Source organism: uncultured Porticoccus sp. (genome assembly GCF_913061305.1).
Lineage (GTDB): Bacteria > Pseudomonadota > Gammaproteobacteria > Pseudomonadales > Porticoccaceae > Porticoccus.
In genome coordinates, this window is record NZ_CAJXST010000015.1 from 1 (window position 1) to 10,236 (window position 10,236).

The 10,236-nt window shown below is 57.1% G+C and carries 13 protein-coding genes; 7 read left to right on the forward strand and 6 right to left on the reverse strand.

What is annotated here, in order from left to right; all coding sequences use genetic code 11:
• From QZ516_RS12645 to QZ516_RS12655, 3 genes are all read left to right on the forward strand, one after another.
• Positions 1 to 257 (forward strand): DUF2796 domain-containing protein (locus QZ516_RS12645; RefSeq protein WP_297190481.1); only part of this gene is annotated, 257 nt, incomplete at its 5' end.
• A gap of 2 nt (positions 258 to 259) precedes the next feature.
• Positions 260 to 730, forward strand: coding sequence for a Fur family transcriptional regulator (locus tag QZ516_RS12650; protein ID WP_297190484.1), 471 nt, complete (start codon positions 260 to 262; stop codon positions 728 to 730).
• 4 nt (positions 731 to 734) lie between these two features.
• Positions 735 to 1,742 (forward strand): GTP-binding protein, encoded by a 1,008-nt coding sequence (locus tag QZ516_RS12655; RefSeq protein WP_297190487.1) that lies wholly within the window; start codon positions 735 to 737, stop codon positions 1,740 to 1,742.
• 7 nt (positions 1,743 to 1,749) lie between these two features.
• On the opposite strand, the gene QZ516_RS12660 is transcribed toward QZ516_RS12655, so the two are convergent.
• Entirely contained in the window at positions 1,750 to 2,298 is a 549-nt protein-coding gene (locus QZ516_RS12660; RefSeq protein WP_297190489.1) for a DUF3299 domain-containing protein, read from the reverse strand.
• 175 nt (positions 2,299 to 2,473) lie between these two features.
• Between QZ516_RS12660 and QZ516_RS12665 the strand changes: the two genes are divergently transcribed.
• The 3 genes from QZ516_RS12665 (at position 2,474) to fldB (ending at position 5,028) form a co-directional block, all read left to right on the forward strand.
• On the forward strand, positions 2,474 to 3,181 hold the full coding sequence (locus tag QZ516_RS12665) for an ABC transporter ATP-binding protein (protein ID WP_297190492.1): 708 nt from the start codon (positions 2,474 to 2,476) through the stop codon (positions 3,179 to 3,181).
• Positions 3,171 to 4,421: an ABC transporter permease gene (locus tag QZ516_RS12670; RefSeq protein WP_297190495.1), complete on the forward strand. Its 1,251-nt coding sequence runs from the start codon at positions 3,171 to 3,173 to the stop codon at positions 4,419 to 4,421. Before QZ516_RS12665 ends, QZ516_RS12670 begins: the two co-directional genes overlap by 11 nt.
• A 67-nt stretch (positions 4,422 to 4,488) precedes the next feature.
• On the forward strand, positions 4,489 to 5,028 hold the full coding sequence (gene fldB / locus QZ516_RS12675; protein WP_297190498.1) for a flavodoxin FldB: 540 nt from the start codon (positions 4,489 to 4,491) through the stop codon (positions 5,026 to 5,028).
• An 88-nt stretch (positions 5,029 to 5,116) separates the two neighbouring features.
• Here fldB and QZ516_RS12680 read toward each other — a convergent pair whose 3' ends face one another.
• On the reverse strand, positions 5,117 to 5,515 hold the full coding sequence (locus QZ516_RS12680; protein ID WP_297190501.1) for an MAPEG family protein: 399 nt from the start codon (positions 5,513 to 5,515) through the stop codon (positions 5,117 to 5,119).
• Positions 5,516 to 5,601: 86 nt separating this feature from the next.
• Here QZ516_RS12680 and mnmC point away from each other — a divergent pair, with 86 nt between their 5' ends.
• On the forward strand, positions 5,602 to 7,653 hold the full coding sequence (gene mnmC, locus QZ516_RS12685) for a bifunctional tRNA (5-methylaminomethyl-2-thiouridine)(34)-methyltransferase MnmD/FAD-dependent 5-carboxymethylaminomethyl-2-thiouridine(34) oxidoreductase MnmC (protein WP_297190504.1): 2,052 nt from the start codon (positions 5,602 to 5,604) through the stop codon (positions 7,651 to 7,653).
• A 12-nt stretch (positions 7,654 to 7,665) separates the two neighbouring features.
• On the opposite strand, the gene QZ516_RS12690 is transcribed toward mnmC, so the two are convergent.
• From QZ516_RS12690 to QZ516_RS12705, 4 genes are all read right to left on the reverse strand, one after another.
• Positions 7,666 to 8,067 (reverse strand): DUF2007 domain-containing protein, encoded by a 402-nt coding sequence (locus QZ516_RS12690; RefSeq protein WP_297190506.1) that lies wholly within the window; start codon positions 8,065 to 8,067, stop codon positions 7,666 to 7,668.
• A gap of 46 nt (positions 8,068 to 8,113) precedes the next feature.
• Positions 8,114 to 8,512 (reverse strand): DUF2784 domain-containing protein, encoded by a 399-nt coding sequence (locus QZ516_RS12695; RefSeq protein ID WP_297190509.1) that lies wholly within the window; start codon positions 8,510 to 8,512, stop codon positions 8,114 to 8,116.
• 47 nt (positions 8,513 to 8,559) lie between these two features.
• A complete protein-coding gene (locus tag QZ516_RS12700; protein ID WP_297190512.1) occupies positions 8,560 to 9,213 on the reverse strand; it encodes a hypothetical protein in 654 nt (217 codons plus the stop codon).
• 78 nt (positions 9,214 to 9,291) lie between these two features.
• The gene (locus QZ516_RS12705) at positions 9,292 to 9,942 is read right to left on the reverse strand and encodes a DUF502 domain-containing protein (protein WP_297190514.1); all 651 of its coding nucleotides are present in this window, start codon (positions 9,940 to 9,942) and stop codon (positions 9,292 to 9,294) included.
• Between the last annotated feature and the right edge of the window lie 294 nt (positions 9,943 to 10,236).

Below are 10,236 nucleotides of genomic sequence, written 5' to 3' on the forward strand. Positions count from 1 at the left end.
AACACGAACACGAACACGAACACGAACACGAACACGAACACGAACACGAACACGATATAGAGGAACATCAACAGCACACCGAATTCACGGCCCGCTACCTGTTCCTCTGTCGGCAGCCGGAAAAACTCACCCGGATCGTCACAGACCTCTTTTCCGTCTTCCCCGGTATCCGTAGAATCCAGGCTTCATGGGTTTTGCCCGGGAGCAAGGGCGCTGCCACAATGACCCCCTCACACTCGCAACTGAAAGTGGACTAGCCATGGGCGTATCGACACTGGATCAAGTGATCAAAAAAGCGGAAGAGCACTGCAACCATCCAGGTGCCAAACTGACACCCAAGCGCAAAAATATTCTGATTCTGTTATTGCGCTCTGGCAGCCCCCTGTCTGCCTACGAATTGGCCGAACGCTATCAACAACAATTTCACGAATCCGTCCCGCCCATGTCCGTGTACCGTATGCTGGATTTCCTGATGACGGAAAACCTGGCCCACAAACTGGTATCGGAAAACAAGTTTATTGCCTGCTCCCACATCGCCTGTAGCCACCAACACCAGGTGCCCCAGTTCCTGATCTGTGACCACTGCAACAAGGTGAAGGAAATTGCGATTGGCAAGGACATCATCGACGCACTGAACATTAATGTCACCAAAGCGGGTTACCACCTGATCAACCACCAACTGGAACTGCATTGCCTCTGTGACGAATGCAGCCAGACAAGTGCCGCCTGATTTTATGGGTAGCCAGACTGATCCCCTGAAGCAGATTCCCACCAATATCATCACCGGATTTCTCGGTGCCGGGAAAACCACCGCCATCCGCCACCTGCTGGCTCACAAACCACCGCAACAACGCTGGGCATTACTGATCAATGAATTCGGCGAGGTGGGTATCGATGCTGCGCTGCTGAATCAGAGCGGGGAGACTGAGAACATCTTTGTTCGGGAAGTGCCCGGCGGCTGCCTGTGCTGCACCAACCAATTAAACCTCCAGATTGCCCTCAACCTGCTCTTGAGCCGGGCCCGACCACACCGGCTACTGATCGAACCCACAGGGCTGGGCCACCCCCGCGAGTTACTGGAATTATTGAGTGGGGAATATTACCGCGAGGTACTGTCACTGCAGGCCACTCTAACCCTGGTAGATGCGCGCCATATCGCTGATAAACGCTACCACGACCACGCAGTATTCAATCAGCAATTGCAGGCAGCAGATATCATCCTGGCCAGTAAAGCAGATCTGTACAATGCCAAAGACCTACCGCGACTGCATTCCTTTCTGGACAAAAACGGCCTGTCACAGCCAGTGATACCCCTGGCCAGGGGGGCGATGGAACCCGGCCTGCTGGATCGACCCAGCCAGGCCGTTGCTCACCCCCCACACACCCACCGGCACAACACCCAGTCCATGGACTATGAAAAGGCACTGCCACCCATGCCCGAGCGGGGATATTTGCGAATTGACCACCGGGGAGAAGGTTACTTCAGCAACGGCTGGATTTTCGAACCCAACCATGTATTCGACTACCGCAAATTGATGGCACTGCTCAACCAGACCCCCGCCATCAGATTGAAAGGTGTGTTTATCACCAATCGAGGTATTTTACGTTTCAATCGGACCGACGGCGAAACCACCAGTGACTTTATAGACGAAACTGCCGACAGCCGGGTGGAGCGGATAACCCGACGGCAGGGGGACGAGCAACAGATGGAACAGTGGCTGACCCACTGTCTGTTGCCTTAACCCCGATTCATTCCCGATAGATCTCAACAGCCATTACCTTCATGGCGTAGGCTGAAACGGCCATGTCGTTCTCCGTCATGGTGGTACTCATCCGGCCACTCAGCCAGAAAGCATCATAGAGAGACGCCTGATCAAAGCCCTCCGCACTCTCTGCGTAGATTATCTGGTTCGGCGGCGGCGGTGGCACATGGATACAGGCACCAAAGAATGGCACCAGAAAAAATCGCGTCACCCGCTGCCGTTCATCAAAATCCAGCGGCACCACAAACCCGGGAATGCGTATCAATTGCCCATCAAATTCCGGTCTCACCTCTGTGGACGTCAATGCCTGCTGGTAACGATCCCCGGCAGGGTCACCGGCACCGCGAATGGGGCTTTTCAGCATATCCTCCTCGGCCCCGTCTTCGATTTCGGACAGATAGTCGGGGGGATTCATCAATGCGTCCAGATCCGCTTCGGGCATCAGCTCGGTCCACTCGACAGTCCTGAAATCCTCCTTTTCGAACACCCCGTCGTTATCGGCTATCGCCAGGGGGCCGACCATGCATAGGGCCATGTATAACCACACACTTCCGACAGGTAACGCTAAACGTGCAAAGCGAAAGTCACCATTCATCCTGATAATCCTTTCTTGCTTGATCGGCAAATTTTTGCCAGAAACCAAAAGAGATATGTTGTATCATTTATAGCCTGAATAGACCAGTAAAGCCACCACCCAGAAACTAAAATCGATGCAAAGTCCCACGCCCCAAAGCCATGCGGTCTCCATTGACCAGTTGACTTTTCAGTATCCCGGCAGTGGCCGTACTACTGTGCTGGATATCCCTCACTGGCAAATTGAGCGAGGGGAACAGGTTTTCCTGAAAGGACCCTCGGGCTCCGGCAAAACCACCCTGCTAAATCTGCTGGCCGGCACTCTCCGGGCCCGATCCGGCACACTGCAAGTCCTCGGGGTCAACCTGGCTCAGCGCAGTGCTCGCCAGCGGGATCATTTTCGAGCCGCCCATATCGGGGTGGTGTTCCAGCAGTTCAATCTCATCCCCTACCTCAGTGTGAGGGATAACCTGTTATTGGCGGCAAAGCTCGGCGGGACAACAACAGCCACGGCCCTGGAACGCTCTGCCCTATTGTTCGACACACTGAAACTGGACGAACAATTGCTGTCCGAACACCCCACGCGACTCAGTGCAGGCCAGCAACAGCGTGCCGCCATTGTCCGGGCGCTGGTCAATGCTCCGGAAATTCTGATTGCCGACGAACCCACCTCGGCACTGGACAGCCAGCTCCGCGACAGCTTTGTCCAGCATCTGCTGGCCCTGACCCGGGAATGGCAGAGTACGCTGATTTTTGTCAGTCACGATGACAGCCTTGGTCGGCAATTCCAGCGGGTGACGGCGCTGTCCGAGATAAACCGGCACGGAGACAGACATGCTGATTAAAATTGCCCTGCACAGTTTGGCGAGCCGCCGCACCACGGCACTGATCACCGTGTTTTCCATTGCCATCTGCCTGTTCGTACTGCTCGGTATCGGCCATATCCGCCAGGAGGCCAAACACAGTTTCAGCCAGGCAGTTTCCGGAGTGGATCTGATCGTCGGTCCGCGCACCGGGCAGCTGAACCTGCTGTTGTACTCGGTGTTCCGTCTCGGCGGCGCCACCAATAATATCGACTGGCACAGTTTTCAAACACTGGCCAAAAAACCGGATGTAGCCTGGGCAATTCCCCTGTCACTGGGGGACTCCCACCGGGGATATCCGGTACTCGGCACCACTGATGCCTACTTCCAGCATTTCCGCTATGGCGCGCAGCAATCACTGGGTTTTGCCGAGGGCGCTCCCTTTGAACAACCCTTTGATGTGGTGATTGGCGCTGAGATCGCCAGTCAACTCGACTACCGGATTGGCGAGAGCCTGGTGCTGGCCCACGGCATGGCGGCCACCAGTTTTTCCCTGCACAGGGATACTCCTTTTGAGGTTACCGGTATTCTCAAACCCACAGGCACCCCCGTGGACCGCACACTGCACATTAATCTGAAGGATCTGGACAGCATCCACCGCGACTGGCAGAGCGGCACACGGGTGACCGCTCACCAACACACGGCCACCGAGCGACAGCATGACCTTGAACCGGAATCCGTCACTGCAATCCTGATCGGCGTAAAGAACCGGCTATCCACCTTTCGTTTGCAACGGGAAATCAACCGTTACCCAGACGAACCACTGATGGCCATTCTGCCCGGTGTGGCGCTCTCGGAACTGTGGCAACTGATGTCCTGGGTAGAAAAAACCCTCAGCTTTATCGCCCTGCTGGTCCTGTTCGCCTCCCTGCTGGGACTGGCAACCATGCTGCTATCGACACTGCAACAACGGCAGCGGGAAATTGCCCTGTTGCGGATCCTAGGATTGCGCCCGCTGACGCTGTTGATGTTGCTGGAATTGGAGGCACTGCTACTGGTAGCCGCCGGATCTATCGCTGCCGTCGGCCTGCTGAAGGGTGCTCTTACTGTAGCCGGGCCAATGCTCAGCGAGCAGTACGGCCTGTTTCTCGGCGACCAGATCTTCACCGTCACGACCATGAATGCGCTGGGACTGGCATTTGGCACTACTTTTGTCATCGCACTGATTCCCGCCATTAGCGCGTACCGCCGGGGACTGCACAGCGGCCTGGAAAATCACTGACTTGCCGCCCGGGCATGCACAGCGATAACAAAATCCGTAGAATCGGACCCTGTCCAACGTCAATCACATGAATCCCATGACCCAAGCACCTATCGGCCTGTTCTACGGCTCATCCACCTGCTATACCGAAATGGTGGCCGAAAAAATAGCGGCCCACCTCGGTGAGGACCGGGTGGATGTGCACAACGTGGCTGAAACCCCCATCACCTGCATGGAAAACTACCGACTGCTGATACTCGGCATCCCCACCTGGGACTACGGCGAACTGCAGGAGGACTGGGAAAATTGCTGGGAGGCCCTCGACAACATCGATTTTTCCGATAAAACCGTCGCACTGTTCGGCCTGGGCGACCAGATCGGCTACCCGGAATGGTTCCTCGACGCACTGGGATTTCTCTGGGCAAAAGTCTGCACGCTGGGAGCGACCACCGTGGGATTCTGGCCGGTGGAGGGATTTCAGTTCAGCGATTCCAAGGCGCTCACAGCTGACGGCACACACTTCGTCGGTCTGGCGATAGACGAGGAAAATCAGTTTGAATTCACCGACCAGCGCATTGAACGCTGGTGCACCCAGATCCTCCGGGAATTTCACCTCGACAGCACGTGACATATAAAGTGACGATGGCGCTGTTCGGACAGTGCGCCCGGCTGGCTAACGGTCACGGATTCATGCGGCATTGCCACCCTGAACGGGACTAGACACTGTTCGCCAGAATCAATCCGACACAGACCAGCATCATGCCCCAGGTACCCGCCGTGCCGATAAAGCGCGGCAGGGATGTTCCGGCACTCATGCGCAGACCAAACGCATGCAGCAGCCGACACAGCACCAACAGACTGCCGAGCAGATGCACCAGCAAACCACTGGAGACAGCATTCTCGACGGCCAGCAGCAACAACAGCGCGATGGGTAGATATTCCACGGCATTGCCGTGAACCCGGATACGGCGACCGAGGGCTTCGTGGCCGCCATCGCCCAGGCCCACCTGATATTTAAAGCGTCCACGCACCACATCCAGAGCCAGCCCCACCATTAGCAGGCCGCTGAGGGCGATATAAATCATCGAAATATCCATACTGAAACCCTGCGTCATCTGCCTCTCCTGTTTGAAAAATACCGATCAAGCCAACGGCTTGCTCTACTGATAATATGGCTGCTGCCACAGCCACGGACCTATCAATGCCGGAACCTACCGCAGAAATACTACAACAGGCGACCGTCAACTGGGACGCAGAGGGCCAGCCGCACGCCACAGAATTTGACGACCGGTACTTTTCCCGCGTCAACGGCCTGTCGGAAACCCACCATGTCTTCCTGCACCACAACCGGCTGCCACAGCGCTGGACAACCTCCAAACGCCCCTTGTTCACCATCGGTGAAACCGGCTTTGGTACCGGCCTGAACTTCCTTGCGGTCGCCAGCCTCTGGCTGGATCAAACCAGCAGCGGCACATTGCATTTTGTCTCTGCGGAAAAATATCCCCTATCCCGGTCAGACCTGCAACGGGCTTTATCCCTCTGGCCAGCGCTGTCAGAGCTGGCCAATGCCCTTGTAGAACAGTATCCACCGCCCATTCCTGGCATCCACCGGCTTTATCTGGCCGACAGGCGCATTGTACTCACTCTGCTGTACGGCGATGCCAGCACCCTGTTCGCCAGTCTGCTAAGCAGTGATCATCCATTTTTTTCATCCCGGGGCAACCCCACCGTGGATGCCTGGTTTCTGGACGGTTTTGCCCCGGCAAAAAACCCGCAAATGTGGACAGACGATCTGTTTCAGACCCTCGCCAGGCTGAGCGCCCCCGGCACCACATTCAGCACCTTTACCGCTGCGGGCCCGGTACGCCGCGGCCTGCAAGCCGCCGGTTTCGAAGTGCAAAAAGTGCCGGGGTTCGGCCAAAAACTGCACATGCTGTGCGGACATATGGCAGCCCCCATCACGCCTGAAGTATCAGAAACGGACTGGCAACCCGCCAGTCGCAATGCAGATTTCCAGCCACCCTGGTATCTGCCCCCCCGACTCAGCCCTCCGGTATCTGCCCTGGTGATTGGCGGTGGCATTGCCGGCTGCGCCACTGCCAGATCACTGGCCGAACGGGGTATCGCTGTCACCCTGATCGAACAACACCCCCGGCTGGCCAGTGAAGGATCGGGAAACCCGCAGGGCATTCTCTATCCCAAATTGTCCAGCCAACGCTCAGCCCTGAGCCGGTTTGGCCTGATGGCATTACTCCATGCCAGTCGTTATCACCAACGTTTTCTCGGGGAGGAAGCCACCGGCAGCCCATGCGGTGTGCTGGTTCTGCCGAAGGATCAGCATGAGCTGCCACTGTTTGAAGCGCTCGCCCGGCAACATCCGGCGGAACTGGTTGCGTTGGTGACCGGGAGCCAACTGAATGACATTGCCGGCATACCACTCGGCATCGGGGCGGGGCTGTTCTTTCCCCAATTGGGCTGGATCAAACCCGTCGCTGTCTGCCGGGCACTGACTGATCACCCCCTGATTCACCACCAGACAGCCGCTATTACCACACTCCACTATGAACAGCATCAGTGGCAGGCGTATGACCGGCATGGCATCCTGTCAGCCACTGCACCGGTGGCCGTGATTGCCAGCGGCACAGGCAGTGCGGCGTTTCCCCAGACGGCACACCTGCCGTTAAAACCGATTCGCGGTCAGATCAGCTGCCTGCCCGCCACCGCAGACAGCAAACAACTCAAAACGGTGATCTGCGGCGAAGGCTACCTGGCCCCGGCCAGTGACGGGATCCATACCCTGGGGGCCACCTACAATATTGGCGAAACCTCTACCACAGTGCGCGCGCAGGATCACCGGGACAATCTGGCCCAGTTGCAGAAAACGGCCCCGGAAGTCGCTGCCCTGTTCGGCTCTGTGGAGGCGAACCATCTCGACGGACGCGCCGCCTTCCGCTGCACCACCCCGGACTACCTACCCATCGCCGGACCGGCACCGATCGCCGAACGCTACCGGCTGGATTACGCCCTGCTGCGAAAGAACGCCCGGGCCCACATCCCGGTGGCGGGGGCCTGCTGGCCGGGCCTGTACCTGAACTGCGGCCACGGTTCCCGGGGCATGAGTTACGCACCGCTGTGCGCAGAATTGCTGGCCAGCCAGATTTGCGGTGAGGTTCCACCACTGGAGCAGGATTTGCGTCAGGCAATACACCCGGGGCGCTTTATCATCAGGGACATGAAGCGTGGCAAACAGTGAGCAAAGCAGGTTTCATGGCGACGCCACAAAGGTCCCGCAGGCATCGCACCTGAACCCGCGCCGGTAGAAAAACAGCGGGAACCCCAACAACAGAAACACCACAAAAGCCGGTTTTTTGCCGCGAATATGGGGTGTCAGCTTCTGACTGCCACAGGCCGGGCAGCACGGTTCATCGCGGTCATCCTCCTCGTCGCTGTCGAACAGGTCGGAGAAATCTTCCGCCAATGCCCGGGTCGCCTGCTCGGCAAATGGTGCCGGCACCTGCAGTTTCACCCCACCTATGGCAGAGGAGTACAACCACTGCATATTGATGGTGTGCTCATCGGCAACAAAAGCGGGAATCCCCTTGGCATCCAGTTTCAATTTGGCAATGTGCGCCTCATGGGGAAAGGAGAACGTGGCAACGGTGATCACAGGCGAATCCTTTTTTAAACCGCCACAACCGGAAAATCCGGTTCAGCTATTTTTTGCCGGGGCGAGGGGTCGGGGGAAAAAACCACCAGCTGGCCAATACCAGCAATCCGAACAGGGAGTAGATCAGCAGAAAAACCCAGGGCGGGGCATCGTAATAAAGCAACTGCTGCAACCAGTGTTCAATAAAACTGCCACTGTAGCTGGCATCCCCTGCCCTGGTTCGCAACCACTGCTCAAGGGTTGTCAACGGGCAGACCCAGCCGAGCCAGGATTCAGCCACTACCACTGCGATGGCACCAAGATGCGCCAGCCGGAACCACCATCGGTTCACCCATCGCCAGTGGCAAAGGTTGCCCAGCACAATCAGCCCCAGGCCACCCACCACAAACAGCACAAACCCTGCGTGAAGTACCAGTATCAGATCGGCAAATAACGCATATGACATTGCTAGCATCACCTGGCATTGTTCAAGTTGTCGCCCGACTGTAACAGTCAGCCCAACAGAATCACTTGCACCTCACCCACCGGCAGACACCGATAGCCCGCCGCGCGGGTCACAGGAATGGTTGCCACCGCATAGCCCACCATGATGGTCTGATTTTCTGTCACGGCATCGATCGATAACTGCCGCGACAGCATCTCATCAGAAGTATGGACAATCAGGTAACTCGCTGCAGCAGGCACCGTTTGTGCCGCTGTCCAGTAGCCGGTCCTGGATTTATCAGCCGAGACCCAGCGGATAGCCAGATCCTCACTTGCGATGGGTTGGTGCTGGCTGTTCAGGTAGGTCACTATTGGGCAAAAGGTCCCGCTGTTGAGGGCATTGAACCGACCCGGCGCGAACATCAATAGCAGGTCGCTGCCCGGCTGACCGGGACTGAGGGCATAGGCCGAAAAATAGCTCTTGCCCGTACTGAACGGGTATACCGGTGAACGATCATCCAGCTTAATCCCGACCGGGGCATCCGAGGGATTGACCGAGCGGATGGCGGCAAAGGGCATCGCCGCAAAGTCATCGCAACAGACCTCCGCCGTGCGCAGGGCATTCCGGGTTTCCGAAACAGTGGTGCAGGCCTGTAAAAGCATCGACACCACCAGCAGGGCCAACCACGGGCCTCCCCGAACAGGGTTACCGTTATCCATCATTATTCCGTCCCAGTATCTGATGCCATAGCATGGTCTCCGACTACTTCCCAGCATAGATCGCTCCGATGGAACTGTCTGTTACTTCTCGTAATTTCTGGCTTTTTCCGACGCTTCCCGCGCATTTCTGGCCAGCATTTCAGCGGAACCCGACCCACAGGCGATAATGGTGCGCATAGCCTCCTCCACGGAAACATGCGCCAGTATCTGCACACAATCAGCGGGCAGGTGGTAGGTCATCCCAGAGGTCGGAATCGGGGCAGTGGGCACAAATACCGTATAGGCACCATCCCCGTGACGGCTGGTCACAATCGCCGTCACCGTGACCGGTGAATCTGCGCCGTAGATTTTTGCCAGCGCGGTCTGACCGCTGAGCAGGGTGGTTTCACCACTGCCGCCAAGCAACTGCGTCACGATCGCCCGGATAGTGCGATAACCCGGGGCCAGCCGGGTCAGCCAGATCTCCATATGGCCGTGCATCCAGTTACCCAGACGGGTTCTGATCAACAGCCCGACCGCGAAACAACTGCCCAGGATCAACAGCAACACCACCAGCAAGGCCAGAAATTCGCTGATCGTGGCCTGCTCGCGCAACAGCCCGGTGAGGGGGCTGATCAGACCTGCCACCAGATCGAACAGCCACAGGAAGATCATTGCCAGCAGCGCAATGGGCAAGACGACGGTCAACCCACCGAGAAGCGTCAGGCAAAGAAACGAACGAAAACGCGTCATGGTCTATCCTTTAATAACACAACCGACACGAGGGTTCGGCCTGGCATAAGAATACCTGCCCTCTGATTGATCACCATCAAATCAGAATTGTCCGGTGACATCCATACTCAATACAACACAACTTGGGGAGCATTATGATGAAAGTTAATCTGGGTACCGTTGATCGCCTGCTGCGGCTTGTGGTGGGGCTGGTGTTAATCGCCCTGGTATTTGTTGGACCGCAAACGGCCTGGGGCTGGATAGGTGCTGTCTCTTATACACATCTCCGAGCCCACGAGACGGACTCCTATCTCG